This is a genomic window from Pseudomonas quercus (genome assembly GCF_012033695.1).
In the GTDB taxonomy this organism is placed as follows: domain Bacteria; phylum Pseudomonadota; class Gammaproteobacteria; order Pseudomonadales; family Pseudomonadaceae; genus Aquipseudomonas; species Aquipseudomonas quercus.
This window is the reverse complement of record NZ_JAAVJI010000002.1, coordinates 358,985-374,254: the sequence shown is the minus strand read 5'-3', so window position 1 is coordinate 374,254 and position 15,270 is coordinate 358,985. Positions and strand designations below refer to the sequence as shown.

General features: G+C 60.8%; 12 protein-coding genes and 2 tRNA genes. 5 read left to right on the top strand and 9 right to left on the bottom strand.

Annotated elements, in window-relative coordinates; translation table 11 throughout:
- Positions 1–131: 131 nt before the first annotated feature.
- Positions 132–857, top strand: coding sequence for a tRNA-uridine aminocarboxypropyltransferase (locus HBH25_RS04985; protein WP_168082130.1), 726 nt, complete (start codon positions 132–134; stop codon positions 855–857).
- On the opposite strand, the gene HBH25_RS04980 is transcribed toward HBH25_RS04985, so the two are convergent.
- Positions 818–1,702 carry a DMT family transporter gene (locus HBH25_RS04980; protein ID WP_168082128.1) on the bottom strand — a complete coding sequence of 295 codons (885 nt, stop codon included), beginning with the start codon at positions 1,700–1,702 and terminating at the stop codon, positions 818–820. The genes HBH25_RS04985 and HBH25_RS04980 overlap by 40 nt on opposite strands.
- 167 nt (positions 1,703–1,869) lie before the next feature.
- On the opposite strand from HBH25_RS04980, the gene erdR reads away from it, so the two are divergent.
- Both erdR and HBH25_RS04970 read left to right on the top strand, forming a co-directional pair.
- Positions 1,870–2,520 (top strand): response regulator transcription factor ErdR, encoded by a 651-nt coding sequence (erdR, locus tag HBH25_RS04975; protein ID WP_168082674.1) that lies wholly within the window; start codon positions 1,870–1,872, stop codon positions 2,518–2,520.
- A gap of 53 nt (positions 2,521–2,573) precedes the next feature.
- Entirely contained in the window at positions 2,574–2,942 is a 369-nt protein-coding gene (locus tag HBH25_RS04970; RefSeq protein ID WP_195755873.1) for a diacylglycerol kinase, read from the top strand.
- Positions 2,943–3,081: 139 nt separating this feature from the next.
- Here HBH25_RS04970 and HBH25_RS04965 read toward each other — a convergent pair whose 3' ends face one another.
- Entirely contained in the window at positions 3,082–4,008 is a 927-nt protein-coding gene (locus HBH25_RS04965) for a LysR family transcriptional regulator (RefSeq protein WP_168082124.1), read from the bottom strand.
- Positions 4,009–4,143: 135 nt separating this feature from the next.
- Between HBH25_RS04965 and HBH25_RS04960 the strand changes: the two genes are divergently transcribed.
- Positions 4,144–4,923, top strand: a complete 780-nt coding sequence (locus tag HBH25_RS04960; RefSeq protein WP_168082122.1) for a ferredoxin--NADP reductase — start codon at positions 4,144–4,146, stop codon at positions 4,921–4,923.
- A 51-nt stretch (positions 4,924–4,974) separates the two neighbouring features.
- On the opposite strand, the gene tsaA is transcribed toward HBH25_RS04960, so the two are convergent.
- The 3 genes from tsaA to rimO form a co-directional block, all read right to left on the bottom strand.
- Positions 4,975–5,670 carry a tRNA (N6-threonylcarbamoyladenosine(37)-N6)-methyltransferase TrmO gene (tsaA, locus tag HBH25_RS04955; protein WP_168082120.1) on the bottom strand — a complete coding sequence of 232 codons (696 nt, stop codon included), beginning with the start codon at positions 5,668–5,670 and terminating at the stop codon, positions 4,975–4,977.
- Between the two features lies 1 nt (position 5,671).
- On the bottom strand, positions 5,672–6,133 hold the full coding sequence (locus HBH25_RS04950) for a YehS family protein (RefSeq protein WP_168082118.1): 462 nt from the start codon (positions 6,131–6,133) through the stop codon (positions 5,672–5,674).
- Between the two features lie 86 nt (positions 6,134–6,219).
- On the bottom strand, positions 6,220–7,557 hold the full coding sequence (rimO, locus tag HBH25_RS04945; RefSeq protein WP_168082116.1) for a 30S ribosomal protein S12 methylthiotransferase RimO: 1,338 nt from the start codon (positions 7,555–7,557) through the stop codon (positions 6,220–6,222).
- Positions 7,558–7,784: 227 nt separating this feature from the next.
- On the opposite strand from rimO, the gene HBH25_RS04940 reads away from it, so the two are divergent.
- Positions 7,785–9,683 carry a potassium transporter Kup gene (locus tag HBH25_RS04940; protein ID WP_168082114.1) on the top strand — a complete coding sequence of 633 codons (1,899 nt, stop codon included), beginning with the start codon at positions 7,785–7,787 and terminating at the stop codon, positions 9,681–9,683.
- Between the two features lie 1,060 nt (positions 9,684–10,743).
- Here the strand turns inward: HBH25_RS04940 and HBH25_RS04935 are convergent.
- The 4 genes from HBH25_RS04935 to HBH25_RS04920 all read right to left on the bottom strand — a co-directional run bounded on the left by HBH25_RS04935 (position 10,744) and on the right by HBH25_RS04920 (position 15,201).
- A complete protein-coding gene (locus tag HBH25_RS04935) occupies positions 10,744–12,018 on the bottom strand; it encodes a virulence factor family protein (RefSeq protein ID WP_168082112.1) in 1,275 nt (424 codons plus the stop codon).
- Positions 12,018–14,660, bottom strand: a complete 2,643-nt coding sequence (gene mprF / locus HBH25_RS04930) for a bifunctional lysylphosphatidylglycerol flippase/synthetase MprF (RefSeq protein WP_168082110.1) — start codon at positions 14,658–14,660, stop codon at positions 12,018–12,020. The genes HBH25_RS04935 and mprF overlap by 1 nt, the downstream gene beginning before the upstream one ends.
- Positions 14,661–14,879: 219 nt before the next feature.
- A tRNA-Met gene (locus tag HBH25_RS04925) sits at positions 14,880–14,956 on the bottom strand.
- Positions 14,957–15,124: 168 nt separating this feature from the next.
- Positions 15,125–15,201, bottom strand: a tRNA-Met gene (locus tag HBH25_RS04920).
- Positions 15,202–15,270: the final 69 nt, after the last annotated feature.

Below are 15,270 nucleotides of genomic sequence, written 5' to 3'. Positions count from 1 at the left end.
CCCGTTGGACCGGCAACGCCTCCCTGTGTTCCAGGGTAGGGAATGAGGCGCAGTATATACCGCAGCTCGCACGCCCTGTGCTGCAGCCAGTGGTAGACTGCCTCCCTTCCTTCTTTCTGCCTGGCTGCACCATGCCCCACGCCGTTTTTCGCCTACGCGCCGAGCGCCTGGCGCGCAGTACCCGGCCTTTTGTGGCCCGCGGCTCGAAAAGCCCCCGCTGCCCACACTGCCGGGTGATTCCCAGCCATTGCCTGTGCGCTGAGGCACCCCAGAAACACAGCGGCCCAGCGATATGCCTGTTGATGCACGATGTAGAAGCCCTGAAGCCGACCAATACGGGCTGGCTGATTGCAGACGTGATTCAGGACACCTATGCCTTTGAGTGGAGCCGAACCCACGTAGCCCCTCAACTGCTGGCATTGCTTCAGGACACGCGCTTCAGCCCGTTCCTGGTATTCCCAGGTGAGTTCGTACAGCCGCCTTCGCGTGTGGTGAGTGATGTACCGCCGTTATCGGGTAAGCGCCCCTTGTTCGTGCTGCTCGATGCCACCTGGAGTGAAGCGCGCAAGATGTTCCGCAAAAGCCCCTACCTGGACGGATTGCCGGTGCTGAGCCTGGCACCTGAAGCCATCTCCCGTTACCGGCTTCGCCGCTCTCGCCGGGATGACCATTTCTGTACCGCTGAAGTGGCTGCCCTGTGCCTGAGCCTGGCAGGGCACGAACAGGCGGCAGACACCCTGGACAACTGGCTCGACTTGTTCAGCGCACACTATATGGCGGCAAAACGCGGCTTGCCCAGGCCGCAGCCTGGAGTGCCTCAGGCCAGCGCAGGGGTAGCGCGCGACGGCCATAGTTGAGCCACTAACATGCCTGTGAGCATCACGGCGCAACCCACATAGCCCCGTGGCGTGAGCACCTCGCCCAAGAACAGCGTGGCAGCGATGGCCGCAAATACCGCTTCGAGCGAAAAAATGATGGCGGCGTGGGAGGTAATCGCGTCCTTCTGAGCGATCACTTGCAACGTATACCCTAGCGCCGCTGCCACCATGCCCCCGTAGGCCACCGCAGGCGCAGCGGCCATGATTGCGGCGATGTCGAAGTGCTCGAACACCAGGGCGAGCATCAGGCTGGCCACCGCGCATACCACGAACTGAATGAAGGCCAGGCGTATCACGTCGTGGCGGCTCGCAAAATGCCCTACCAGCAAGACATGGCCTGCCCAGACGAAAGCACCGGCCAATTGCAGCCAGTCGCCAGGGGCTACCTGGAAGTGTTCGTTCACGCTCAACAGGTACATGCCTACCACCGCCAGGCACGCGCCCAGCCAGGTGCCTGTGCCCGTGGCATGCCCCAACAGCAGCCCCACCACTGGCACCACAATCACATACAGGCCGGTGATGAACCCAGCATTGGTAACGCTGGTGAACTGCAACCCGAACTGTTGCAGGTTGATGCCTACTGCCAACGCCAGGCCCATGGCGGCGCCGGCGTACCATTGGCCTCGCGTGGCAGGCTGCGGGGCGGTGCGGCTGCGCCAGTACAGCAAGGGCAGCAGGCAGACCGAGCCCAAGGCAAAGCGCAGCCCTGAATAGAGGAACGGCCCGATATGGTTCATGCCGGCGGTTTGTGCAACAAAGCCAGACCCCCAGATCATTGCGGTCAACAGCATCAGCAGGTCGGCGCGCAGGGCGTGGCGTTGCATCATTCGCTCCATGAATTATTTCCGGGGGGCGAAACTGTGCCTCAATGCAGGCAGCTTGACCACCCCTGCCAGCCTCGGCATGCTTGGCGCCGTCCCAGCTGCGGCAGTTTGCCACGCATGTGGCTTTTTCAATTGGACCTTGCTTGTTTGAACAGGACGCCCGCCTGATGGCCAGCTACGACATCCTCATCGCCGATGACCACCCGTTGTTTCGCAGCGCCCTGCGCCAGGCGTTGGTCCTCGGGCTAGGTGACGCGGCACGGCTAGCAGAAGCCGAGAGCATCGCGGAGCTGGAAAGCCGCTTGGCCGGAGAAGCCAGCTGGGACCTGGTATTGCTGGACCTGAACATGCCTGGCGCCTATGGCTTCTCGGGCCTGGTGCTGTTGCGCGGGCAATACCCTCAGGTGCCGGTGGTGATGATTTCTGCCCAGGACGAACCGGCGGTGGTGGTACGCGCCCGTGAGTTCGGTGCCAGCGGGTTCATTCCCAAATCCAGCCCATTGGAGACCATTCAGGCTGCTGTGCAAGCCGTGCTGCAAGGGGATGACTGGTGGCCGGCGCAGGCCTTCGAGCCGATTGAGGTCAGTGCCCAGGCCAAGGCGGCCGGAGAAGGGCTTGCCAGCCTGACGCCCCAGCAGTTTCGCGTGCTGACCATGGTGTGTGAAGGGCTGCTCAACAAGCAGATCGGTTTCGAACTCAATGTGTCTGAAGCAACGGTCAAGGCCCATGTAACGGCTATTTTTCGCAAGTTGGGGGTACGCACACGCACCCAGGCCGCGTTATTGCTGCAGCAACTGGCGTCCCTCGGCGCCGGTTGACCTGCTGCATCCCGTGGGCCGATCAGGTAATGTGCAACCCCCACTAACAGGGTGTGTCCATGTCTCCTTTCAAAGGCCAGAGCGGCCTCAAACGTATCTTCAACGCCGCTGGCTATTCATTTGACGGTTTGCGTGCAGCCTTTACGGGCGAGGCGGCCTTCCGCCAGCTCGTACTGCTCAATGCCGTACTCATTCCCGTGGCATTCTGCCTGCCGGTGAGCCGGCTAGAGCGTGCAGTGCTGATTGCCGTGTGCTTGGTGGCGTTGATCGTGGAATTGCTCAATTCGGCCATCGAGGCCACGGTGGACCGCATCTCCCTGGAGCGCCACCCGTTGTCCAAGAATGCCAAGGACATGGGCAGCGCGGCTCAATTGATTGCACTTTCGTTGATTGGTTTGGTATGGGCGGTGATTCTTCTTTAGGCTTTGTACGGAAACTGGCTGCGCTCGCCCATGCTGTGTCAAAAGCCAGCTCGGAATGCTCATTTACAACCAGTAAACTCCGCTTCCTCGCTGGCTTTTTCCTTGCCTGGCCTTCGCTCGCCGACTTTTCGTACAAACCCTATGCGAAAGGCCGCAGCACGATTTCATCGCTGCGCTTCACACCGGCCGTAAACGTACGGCACAGCTCTAGAAACTCGCGCATGGCGCAGGTCTGGTATTTCTGTTTGTGCCAGATGAAGAAAAACTGCCGCGCCAGGTCCAGCTCCGGCGTGGCAATGTAGACCAGGCTCCCCCGGCGCACGGCGTCGCGCAGGGCCAGGCGAGACACGCAGCCAATGCCCAGCCCAGACTCCACGGCGCGCTTGATGGCTTCGGTATGTTCCAGCTCCAACCGCACGTTCAACGTGGAGCGGTGGTGGCGCATGGCTTGGTCGAAGGTCAGGCGCGTGCCAGATCCTTGTTCTCGAAGAATCCAGGCTTCCCCCACCAAGTCTTCAAGGCTGGCACTGCCTTTGGCAGCCAACGGGTGAGCGGGGGAGCAGAACACGGCCAGCTCGTCTTCCACCCAAGGGTGAACTTCAATATCGCTGTGGTAGCAATCCCCCTCGATCAAGCCCAGGTCCAGCTCATGCTGCGCCACTTGCTGCACGATATGGGCCGTGTTGTGCACATGCAGCTTCACCTGGCTTTCCGGGTGGCGCTGCATAAAGCTGCCAATGAGCAAGGTGGCCAGGTAATTGCCAATGGTAAGCGTGGCCCCTACCGCCAATGACCCAAAGCCAGACTTGCCATTGAGCAGGTCTTCAATTTCCTTGGCCTGGTCCAGCAGGGCGACGGCCTTGGGTAATAGCTGGTGCCCCAGCGCATTAAGGCTCAGGCGTTTGCCCGCCCGATCGAACAACTGGCAGCTTGATTGCCGCTCCAGCTCTGTGATGGAGGTACTGGCGGCCGACTGCGACAGCGCCAATTGGGACGCAGCGCGAGAGACGCTTTCCTGCTGGGCCACGGCCACAAAAACCTGTAACTGGCGTAAGGTAAATCGCATATCTATATAACCGATTAGGTATATCTTGATAATTCATTTAACAGATATTATTACGGGCTCTAGAATACCGCGCAATCATGCCGCACTGTCGGCACCTGCCTGGCAGGGTACAGCGTTTTCAGGAGCTTTCTTTCAATGAGCAACTTCAACCACGAGCGCGTGCTCAGTGTTCATCACTGGAACGATACCCTGTTCAGCTTCAAGTGCACCCGGGACCCTGGGCTGCGCTTCGAGAACGGCCAATTCGTGATGATCGGCCTGCAGCAGCCCAATGGCCGCCCTCTGATGCGCGCCTACTCCATCGCCAGCCCCAATTGGGAAGAGCATCTGGAGTTCTTCAGCATCAAGGTGCAAGACGGCCCGCTTACCTCGCAGTTGCAGCATCTGAACGAAGGCGACGAGATCATCATCAGCAAGAAGCCTACCGGCACACTGGTACTCGATGACCTCAAACCCGGTAAACACCTGTACCTGCTCAGCACGGGTACGGGTCTGGCACCGTTCATGAGTGTCATCCAGGACCCGGAAACCTACGAGCGTTTCGAAAAGGTGATTCTGGTACACGGTGTGCGTTATGCCAACGAAGTGGCGTATCACGAGTTCATCACCGAGCATTTGCCGCAGAACGAGTTCTTCGGTGAAGGCGTACGGGAAAAGCTGATTTACTACCCCACGGTGACCCGCGATCCGTTCCGCAATCAGGGCCGGCTGACTGACCTGATGCGCAGTGGCAAGCTGTTCGCTGACATTGGCCTGCCCCCGATCAACCCGGAACACGACCGCGCCATGCTGTGTGGTAGCCCAAGCATGCTGGATGAAACCAGTGAAGTGCTCAACAGCTTCGGCCTTACCGTGTCGCCACGCATGCGTGAGCCAGGGGATTACCTGATCGAGCGTGCCTTCGTCGAGAAGTAAGCCAGGTTGCTGACTGCGAAGCCGCCGCGCGCTAGACGCCCGGCGGCTTTTTCATGCCTGCGGGACCACTTCCAGCACGCGAATGCCATGGGCATCTGGGTAATGCCAGCGCACCTCCACGTCCCATAGCTTCACCCCGTACTGCCGCTCGGGGGGCGGTGCCTGATAGGCCGGGCGAGGGTCTTGGGCCAGGCATTGTTCGATCAGGGCTACCAGTGGCTCACCAAGGCGCCCAGCGTGCTGCTGAGCCTTCTGCAGTGCCGTTTCGGTCCACTGCACCTGAATCAGGGGTGGGGCAGTGTCTGCCAAGCCATTGAATGCCCCTGGCACCTGATCGGCATAGGGTACATAGGGCTTGATGTCGAGCACGGGTGTGCCATCGAGCAGGTCGATGCCGGACAGCCACAGCTTGCCCGGCTCAACCCGGTCCAGCCGCACCACAGACTGGCCCATGCCATTGGGCCGGTGGGTCGCGCGGCTGGCAAATACGCCAATGCTGCGGTTGCCGCCCAGGCGAGGCGGCCGGACCTTCAGCCTAGGTTGTGCTTCAAGTGCCTGATGGAACACGAATAGCAGCCACACGTGGCTGACGGCCTCTAGCCCTTGAACGGCCTCGGGCCGATCATAGGGGGCGATCAACTCCAGGCAGCCACGCGCAGCACTGGCCAGTGCAGGCTGGCGAGGAATAGCGAATTTCTCTTTGAAGCAGGACCGAACATAGCCCACCGGCACCATGCTGTAGGCCATGTCAGGGTCGCAGTCGCAGGGTCAGGCCTTTAAGGAAGTTGCGCAGCAACTGATCGCCACAGGCGCGGTAGTTATCATGGCCGACCTTGCGAAAAAGGGCGCTCAGTTCCGGCTTGGATACCGGGAAGTCGACAGTGGCCAGGATCTGCCGGATGTCGTCTTCGCGCAGCTCGAAGGCCACACGCAGCTTCTTGAGAATGTCATTGTTGGACACGGGCAATTGAAGCGGCAGTTGCGGCCGGCTTTCGTCCTTGCCCCGGCGATGGAACACCAGCCCATCCAGGAAGTGGCCCATGACCGCATCCGGGCAACGAACAAACCCGTCTTCGTCCTCTTTCTTGAGGTAGGTGCGTACAGCCTCGATGGTCACGGTTTGGCCACCCAGCTTGATCATGTCCACCAGTGCGCCATCGCTGATGGCCAGGGCATAGCGCAGGCTGCGCAGTACGTCGTTGTGAATCATAAGTGGTTACACGCCTTTGAGCGGGAAAGCAGGAAATGCACGTCCAGCGCGACCATGGCACCCTGCCAGGCCGCGCCGAGGGCGGGTCAGATAGCTGTAGCCCAGAGGTCGTATTCGTCTGCTTCGGTCACGCGGCACATTACCTTGTCGCCAGGGTGCAGGGGGCGGTCGGCCTCCACGTAAACATTACCGTCGATTTCCGGCGCGTCGTAGAAGCAACGGCCAATGGCGCCTTGCTCGTCCACCTCGTCGATCAATACCTCGATTTCGCGACCCACACGGCTTTGCAGGCGCGCGGCGCTGATAGCCTGCTGATGCGCCATGAAGCGGTCCCAGCGGTCCTGCTTCACCTCGTCTGGCACGATATCGGCCAATGCATTGGCCGGTGCGCCTTCCACAGGCGAATACTGGAAGCAGCCTACGCGGTCCAGTTGCGCTTCGGTCAGCCAGTCCAGCAGGTACTGGAAGTCTTCTTCGGTTTCACCCGGGAAGCCCACGATGAACGTGGAACGAATCACCAGCTCAGGGCAGAGTTCACGCCATTGCTTGATACGGGCCAGGGTTCTGTCTTCGAACGCCGGGCGCTTCATCAACTTCAGCACCTTGGGGCTGGCGTGCTGGAAAGGGATGTCCAGGTACGGGAGGATTTTCCCAGCGGCCATCAGCGGGATCAGTTCATCCACGTGTGGGTACGGGTACACATAGTGCAGGCGTACCCACACACCCAACGTGCTGAGTGCCTGGCACAGTTCGGTCATGCGGGTTTTCACCGGCTGGCCGTTCCAGAAGCCGGTACGGTATTTCACGTCCACACCGTAGGCGCTGGTGTCTTGAGAAATGACCAGCAGCTCCTTGACGCCTGCCTTGACCAAGCGCTGGGCTTCGTCCAGTACGTCGCCCACTGGCCGGCTGACCAGCTTGCCGCGCATGGAAGGGATGATGCAGAAGCTGCAGCTGTGGTTGCAGCCTTCGGAAATCTTCAGGTAGGCGTAGTGGCGTGGGGTGAGCTTGATGCCTTGTGGAGGAACCAGGTCGATGAGCGGGTTGTGGTCCTGGCGGGGTGGCACCACTTCGTGAACAGCGTTGACCACCTGCTCGTACTGCTGTGGCCCAGTGACAGACAACACGCTGGGGTGCACGTTGCGAATGGCGTTCTCTTCCACGCCCATGCAACCGGTCACGATTACCCGGCCATTTTCAGCGATGGCTTCGCCAATCACTTCGAGCGATTCGGCCTTGGCACTGTCAATAAAGCCACACGTGTTGACTACCACCACGTCTGCGTCCTGGTAGGTGGGTACAACCTCGTAGCCTTCCATGCGCAATTGGGTCAGGATCCGCTCCGAATCGACCAGCGCTTTAGGGCAGCCCAGTGAGACGAAGCCGACCTTTGGGGCGACGGCAGGCGCAGTGACAGTAGACATGACTAACCTCGATATGGGGCAGGGGCACGGCCTTGCCCGTGTGCGCGTTCAACGCGCCTGATCAAAAAGTGCGCAATTCTAGCGATGCGCGCGCTTCATTTCCAGTGTTTAGCAGGGAAATACGACCGGCGCTGCGCTATGCTTCGCGCCCTCCGTGCGAAGGTGGCAACGCGCCAGACTTCAACGCGAACGAACCAGGCCGGTATCAAGGGTAGCAGGAGAGGTGGATGGGTCAGGCAAGCAGTGAGGCACAGGGCGGTCACGCCGCCGCAAAACCGCTGGGTGTGCTGGTGGCAGCCGTGGGCGTGGTGTATGGCGACATCGGTACCAGCCCTTTGTACACCCTCAAGGAAGTGTTCATGGGGGGTTATGGCGTGACCGTCACCCATGAAGGCGTGTTGGGCGTGCTGTCGTTGATCTTCTGGGCGCTAGTCTGGGTAGTGTCAATCAAGTATGTGCTGTTCGTGCTCCGTGCCGACAACCAGGGGGAGGGCGGTACCATGGCCCTGCTGTCCTTGGCGCGCAGGGCTGTGGCCGGTTACCCGCGGTTGGGTGCGGTCATGGTGATCTTCGGCCTGGTAGGCGCAGCACTGTTCTATGGAGACAGCATGATCACCCCTGCGGTGTCGGTGCTGTCTGCAGTAGAAGGGCTGGAGCTGGCCTTCGACGGCGTGGACCGATGGGTCATTCCCATTGCCTTGGTAATTCTCATCGGGCTGTTCGTACTGCAGAAGCACGGCACAGCCAGCATCGGGAAGTTGTTCGGGCCCATCATGGTGTGCTGGTTCCTGGTGCTGGGCGCCTTGGGTGCGCTGGGCATTTCCCATCATCCGGAGGTGCTGCACGCCATCAATCCGGTGTGGATGCTGCGCTTTTTCGCCAGCCACCCTGGTATGAGCGTCGCCGTGCTGGGCGCCGTGGTACTGGCGCTCACCGGTGCCGAAGCGTTGTATGCCGACATGGGGCACTTCGGCCGCAAGCCCATCGCTCGCGCCTGGTTTGCATTGGTGCTGCCCGCATTGGTACTTAACTATTTTGGCCAAGGCGGGCTGTTGCTGGAAAACCCCGAAGCGGCACGCAACCCCTTCTTCCTGTTGGCACCGGGCTGGGCGCTGATTCCTCTGGTAGGGCTATCGACCCTGGCCACAGTGATCGCTTCCCAGGCGGTGATTTCCGGTGCCTTCTCACTGACACATCAAGCTATCCAGCTGGGCTACATTCCGCGTATGCATATTCAGCATACGTCCAGCAGTGAGCAGGGCCAGATCTACATCAGTGCCGTGAACTGGATGCTGATGGTGGGCGTGATTCTGCTGGTGCTGGGGTTCGAATCCTCCAGCGCCTTGGCTTCGGCCTACGGCGTGGCAGTAACGGGCACGATGTTGTGCACCACCGTGCTGCTATCCGTAGTGGTGATACGCCTCTGGAACTGGTCGCCTTGGCTGGCCGTTCCGCTGATGGTCAGCTTTCTGCTGGTGGACCTGCTGTTCTTCGCCGCCAACGTGCCGAAGGTCGTGCAGGGCGGCGCGTTCCCAGTGCTGGCTGGTGGGGCCCTGTTCATCCTCATGACCACCTGGAAGCGCGGCAAGCAATTGCTGGTGGAGCGCCTGGACGAAGGCAGCCTGCCGTTGCCCATCTTCATTGGCAGTATTCGTGTGCAGCCGCCGTACCGTGCCCAGGGTACGGCGGTGTTCCTGACCGCGCGCCAGGATGCTGTGCCCCATGCCTTGCTGCATAACATGCTGCACAACCAGGTGCTGCATGAGCAGGTGGTACTGCTGACGGTATTGAGCGAAGACCAGCCACGTGTGCCGGCAGAGCGACGGGTAGAAGTGGAGGCGTTTGGCGAAGGCTTCTACCGGGTGATTCTGCATTACGGTTTCATGGACGAGCCGGACGTGCCAGCTGCACTGGGCCTATGTCAGCTCGAAGACCTGGACTTCACCCCCATGCGTACCACTTACTTCCTTAGCCGGGAAACGGTGATCCCGTCCCGCCTGCCAGGCATGGCTCGCTGGAGGGAAGGGCTGTTCGCGTTCATGCTCAAAAACGCCAATGGCAACCTACGGTTCTTCCGCCTGCCGTTGAACCGGGTGATCGAGTTGGGGACTCAGGTGGAGATGTAGTTCGCGGCCTGTTCGCTACAGGGCGCGTGCTCCACGCGGTTTGTGTAAGAGCCTGCGAAAGCGGGCGAATGGGCCTCAGAGCCTATGCGTATTGTTCGCGGCCTACGACCGCTCCTACAGAGCCCGTGCCTGGCGCGGTTTGTGTAGGAGCCTGCGAAAGCGGGCGAATGGGCCTCAAAGCCTATGTGTACAGTTCGCGGTCTACGACCGCTCCTACAAGGCCGTGCCTGGCGCGGTTTGTGTAGGAGCCTGCGAAAGCGGGCGAATGGGCCTCAGAGCCTATGCGCATTGTTCGCGGTCTACGACCGCTCCTACAGGGCCGTGCCTGGCGCAGTTTCTGTAGGAGCCTGCGAAAGCAGGCGAATGGGCCTCAGAGCCTATGCGCATTGTTCGCGGTCTACGACCGCTCCTACAAGGCCCGTGCCTGGCGCGGTTTGTGTAGGAGCCTGCGAAAGCGGGCGAATGGGCCTCAGAGCCTATGTGTACAGTTCGCGGTCTACGACCGCTCCTACAAGGCCCGTGCCTGGCGCGGTTTCTGTAGGAGCCTGCGAAAGCGGGCGAATGGGCCTTGGAGCCTATGCGCATTGTTCGCGGCCTACGACCGCTCCTACAGGGCCCGTGCCTGGCGCAGTTTCTGTAGGAGCCTGCGAAAGCAGGCGAATGGGCCTCAGAGCCTATGCGCATTGTTCGCGGTCTACGACCGCTCCTACACGGCCCGTGCCTGGCGCGGTTTGTGTAGGAGCCTGCGAAGCGCGGGCGCAGCGGGCGAATGGGCCTCAGAGCCTATGTGTATTGTTCGCGGTCTACGACCGCTCCTACAGGGCCCGTGCCTGGCGCGGTTTCTGTAGGAGCCCGCGCAGCGGGCGAAGGAGCCTCAGAGCCTATGTGTATTGTTCGCGGCCTACGACCGCTCCTACAGGCCCGTGCCTGGCGCGGTTTCTGTAGGAGCCCGCGCAGCGGGCGAAGGAGCCTCAGAGCCTATGTGTATTGTTCGCGGCCTAGGACCGCTCCTACAGGGCCGTGCATCGCGCGGTTTCTGTAGGAGCCATGAGCACAAAACCTACTGTGCTTTGCGTTTGTCTATCTGCTGAATCAGCTTCTGCGCCAAGGCGGGGTAGTTCTCGTCGAAGTGATGGCCGCCGGGCAGCTGAAGCTTTTCGCCCAGGTCTGTGGCTTCGGTGCAGCCGCTCTCGTCCACTTCTTCCACACCATACACGCACAACACCTTGGCACCCGGCACCTTGGCCAATTCAGGACCGGTAGGCGCCTCCTTGCCCTCGGCACCCAGCCAGCCTTCTACGGCGATTTCGAAGCTGCCGCTGCGGGCAAAGGCTAGAAGGATCATGCTGTCTACCCGGGCCTGTTCCTCAGCCGGCATACGGTTATAGATGGCCGGCAGTACATCAGCCCCGAACGAATACCCTGCCAACACAAAGCGCTTGGCGCCCCACTTCTGGCGGTAGTACTGCATCACTTCCACCAGGTCCTCGGCACTTTCTTCCGGGGACTTGTGCTGCCAGTAGTAACGCAGGGTATCGATGCCCACCACCGGGTAGCCGGTCTTGGCCATGTCTTCGGCCACGTCCTTGTCCAGGTCGCGCCAGCCGCCGTCACCGGACAGGAACAGCGTAACCGTGTCGTTTGGTTTGCTGGAAGGCACTTCCACCACTGGCATTTTCAGGCCGGTATCGTTTTCGCCCACCAAGGCCTGGGTCAGTTGCGTCTTGAGCAATTGTGGCAGCTTCACATCGTAGTCACTGATGATGTTCTGGGCATTGGCCTGGCCGCGCACGAAGGTGGCACTCACATCATCGGGCCAATCGTTCCACGCTACGGACCACTTGCCATGGTTGGCTTTCTTGGGCACGTCAAGCTTGCAGTTAGGCTGCTCCAACGTAAGGTCCACGGACACGGCGCGGGCCTTGTCATTGTTTTGCCCGGCCAGCCAAGCCCATGCCAGGGAAGCACCAGGGCCGATGCCGCCGACCACGTCTGGGGCAGACGGCAGTTGCTTAAGCGCAGCTTGGAAGGCCTGTTGCTGGGCAACACAGTCGTCCTTGGGCAGCACCACTTGAAGGATCTTCGCTGCACCTGTGCGGCTAAGGTCGGTGAGCTGGCGTTCAGTCATCTGTTGGTCTGCCGGCACAGCGACCGCTATGACTACCTTGGTACGCTGGCCTGGTGTCACCAGCGTAGCCTCGCTGCCATCACTGAGCTTTACCGGCTCGGCCGTAGCAGGCGGAATGGGCCGGTGGGCCCACCAGAAAGCCGCCGCAGCCAAGGCGATCACGATCAACAGCACAATCAGCGCTTGGCGCCAGTAACGTCGAATCATCAGCGTTTCACCAATCCAGTCAGGCCGCCTGCGATCAGGGCAGCGGTGTCAGCCAATGCCACCAGCGGGTCAAGGCCCGCGGGCACGGCCATGTAACGAGGCTCCCAGTCCGGCTGGAACTTGTCCTTGAACCGGCGCAAGCCCTGGAAGTTGTACAGTTGCTCTCCACGCCGGAACACCATCGACCCCAAACGTTGGGTAAGCGGGGCGCCGCGCCGCGGTTGCAACCCAGACAACGGCACCATCCCCAGGCTAAAGCGCCCATAGCCCAGCTGTTTGTAGTGCTGGATCAGCCCTACCATCATGAACTCCATGGTCAACTTCGGCGCTTCGGGGTGCGAACGCATCAGGTCCAGGCTGGCCAGCTCATGGCTATGGGTTTCCAGCAAGTTGGCAAACGCCACGGGGCGACCCTGGAAATGAATGATCACGATACGGAAGTGCTTGAGGTAGTCCGGGCTGAAACGCCCGAGGGAGAACCCTTTCTCGCGCACATTCTTACCGGACAGCCAGGCGTCTGAGATAACTTTCAGTTCATCGAGCGGGGCTGTGCCCGGCTCATAGATTTCCATGCTCAGGCCATCTCGCGTACCCCGGTTCCAGGTATAGCGCAGGTCTTTCATTTCCTTGCCCTTGGCGTCCAAGTGGAAGCGGCGGAGGTCCACGCGCGCCTCTTCTCCCAGCTTTATCGCGGTCAGGCCAATGTCCATGTAGAACGGCAGGTTCTCGGCACGTACCTGATAAAACACAGGGCGTGCATGATGGAAGTCGCACAGGTCCCGGAACTGCCAGATCATTTCTGCACGCGGCTGGGTAGGCCCGATAGGGTCGTACAGGGCAACTAAGCTGCGGCCGCGGCGCGCATACATCAGGAAGGCTTTGTCATCCGGGTGGAAGAGCAGCGCCTTGTCGCCGGTCAACGCCAGGCCGCCATCGGGCTGATGCGAGGCCATCAGGATCTTGTGTGCCCGGTCCAGCTCATCCTTGGCGGGCAAGTGAATCACCGGCCGAGCCGTGCGCAGCAGCCACGTCAGCGAAACAATGATCAGCAGCACAGCGCTGCCCAGTGCCGACCGCAGCGCCCGCGGTGCATCGGCATCAAGCGCGAACTGCCACCACAGGCGGTTGTTGTAGGGCACGTCTTGATAAGCGAAGAACAGCAGCCAGATCGATGCGCCCACCACGCAAGCCGCTGCCATGAGGTAGAACGGCGACAGCGGAAGCTCCATCAGGCGGCTTGGCCGATAGAACGAGCGGCGGAACACGGCTAGCAGGCAGGCGGTAAGGGTGAGGATGCTGGCCTCTTCCCAATCAAAGCCTTTGAGCAACGAGAGCACCGAGCCGGTCAGCAGCAGGATCATGGTCAGCATCCAGGCAGCCGACAGACGACGTCGCAGGCCTTGGGCAAGCAGCAGGCAGAGCACACCGATCAGGCTGGCGGCGAAGTGCGACGCGTCGATCAAGCGATGGGGAATCAAAAAGCCCATATGCCGCAGGCGGGTGTCAATTTCCGGGGTAGCGCCCGAGAACAGCAGCACCATGCCTGACAGGAACACCAGCACCGCCAGAATGGGCGCCGCCAGGCCTGAGGCCACCCGAATGGCCTGCCGGGCAAACAATAGCCGCCGTGCTTCGTTGGCCAGCAGCACCAGGCAGGCCACCAGGAAGGGCAGCATCACGTAGATCAACCGGTACAGCAACAAGGCCGCGGCCAGGGGTGCAGCCCCCAGCTGATTGGCAAAAGCCGCCAGCAGAATGGCCTCGAATACCCCTACGCCGCCTGGCACATGGCTGAGTACCCCGGCCGCCAAGGCTAGCAGGTAGACCAGAAGGAAGGCCCCGAACGGCGGAGCTTCTGGTAACAGGCTATACAGCACGGCAGCCGCCACGGCTACATCCAGCGCAGTGATTGCCAATTGCAGCAGGCACAGGCGCAGCGCAGGCAGGCGCAGGGTGCTACGGCCTGCCCGTACAATGAGGTTGTGAGGGAATGGCTGCGCGGGTGTGCGGCGACGATACACGCCCACCGCCAAACCACCGGCCAGTAGCAGTACGCCCACAGCAATGGCTGCCAGCACGGTAGGCGGCAGCCGCAGCGCCGTGGAGGCCGCGCCCAGGTCGCTCAGGCATGCCAGCGCTGCCAGCGGGGGCAAGGCGCACCCTAGAGACAGGCTGGCAAAGAGCGTCATGCGGGCCACTTCTGCAGGGCCGACGCCTTGGCGCGAGTACAGGCGGTAACGCACTGAGCCGCCGGACAGCAGGGAGAGGCCTACCGCATTACCGATAGCAAAGGCGGTGAACCCACCCAACGCAAGGGTGCGCGGGGGCAACGGAGCGTTGGCATAGCGTGCTGCTGACCATTCATAGCCCAGTAGCACTGCAAAACCTGCAACGGTAAAGCCCAGCGCTGCCAGCAACGCGGAGGAGGGCGTGGCCGCGACCGAATCGTGCAGCGCGTAGAGGTCCAGATCCCTGAGCATGCGGCGGCAGGCAATAAGGGCAATGGCAAACATCACCAAGGTTAGCCCGATACCCAATGGCTGACGGTACCGGCTTAGCAGCTCCAGCCAGCGCAGGCGGCGGGAGGGTAGAGGTTCAGGAGGGGTTGCAGTGTCGTTTACTTCAGACATTTCGGGGCGCATCAATGACCTCGCCTATTGAGCGCGACAGGATGGCGGTATCTGGGCAACTTACCAATCCCTGGAAAATGAAATTTTTGCGAAACTGGGATTCCTGCGCGCTCTTCGACCAGACCCCTCTGCCCGAGGGGAAGTTTCGTACTGGCGCCAATGCTGCCATACAAGCTCAAGATTGGCACAGGCAAAAAAAAAGGCCACTTTTTCAAGTGGCCTTTCTTTGTTTGGTTGCGGGAGCCGGATTTGAACCGACGACCTTCGGGTTATGAGCCCGACGAGCTACCAGACTGCTCCATCCCGCGTCTGTGGTTGCGCATTATAGGGAAGTTTTGTGCCGTGTCAACACTAAGCCGTATTTATTTATTCCGGTGCTGTAGCAGGTCACGCTCAGTTCATGGCAGCTATCAAAAACAGCGATGAAAAAGCAGTGACAAAAAAAAGGCCACTTTTTCAAGTGGCCTTTCTCTGTTTGGTTGCGGGAGCCGGATTTGAACCGACGACCTTCGGGTTATGAGCCCGACGAGCTACCAGACTGCTCCATCCCGCGTCTGTGGGGCGGATTCTACGCGCATCGCTGGGCTTGTCAACCTTTACGACGGAAAAAATGCTTTCCAGT

Bases quoted from the DNA above. Each gene is read 5' to 3' on its own strand.
- HBH25_RS04985 (WP_168082130.1), top strand. From the start codon at position 132: ATGCCCCACGCCGTTTTTCGCCTACGCGCCGAGCGCCTGGCGCGCAGT.
- HBH25_RS04980 (WP_168082128.1), bottom strand. From the start codon at position 1,702: ATGCAACGCCACGCCCTGCGCGCCGACCTGCTGATGCTGTTGACCGCA.
- erdR (WP_168082674.1), top strand. From the start codon at position 1,870: ATGGCCAGCTACGACATCCTCATCGCCGATGACCACCCGTTGTTTCGC.
- HBH25_RS04965 (WP_168082124.1), bottom strand. From the start codon at position 4,008: ATGCGATTTACCTTACGCCAGTTACAGGTTTTTGTGGCCGTGGCCCAG.
- HBH25_RS04960 (WP_168082122.1), top strand. From the start codon at position 4,144: ATGAGCAACTTCAACCACGAGCGCGTGCTCAGTGTTCATCACTGGAAC.
- tsaA (WP_168082120.1), bottom strand. From the start codon at position 5,670: ATGGCCTACAGCATGGTGCCGGTGGGCTATGTTCGGTCCTGCTTCAAA.
- HBH25_RS04950 (WP_168082118.1), bottom strand. From the start codon at position 6,133: ATGATTCACAACGACGTACTGCGCAGCCTGCGCTATGCCCTGGCCATC.
- rimO (WP_168082116.1), bottom strand. From the start codon at position 7,557: ATGTCTACTGTCACTGCGCCTGCCGTCGCCCCAAAGGTCGGCTTCGTC.
- HBH25_RS04940 (WP_168082114.1), top strand. From the start codon at position 7,785: ATGGGTCAGGCAAGCAGTGAGGCACAGGGCGGTCACGCCGCCGCAAAA.
- HBH25_RS04935 (WP_168082112.1), bottom strand. From the start codon at position 12,018: ATGATTCGACGTTACTGGCGCCAAGCGCTGATTGTGCTGTTGATCGTG.
- mprF (WP_168082110.1), bottom strand. From the start codon at position 14,660: ATGCGCCCCGAAATGTCTGAAGTAAACGACACTGCAACCCCTCCTGAA.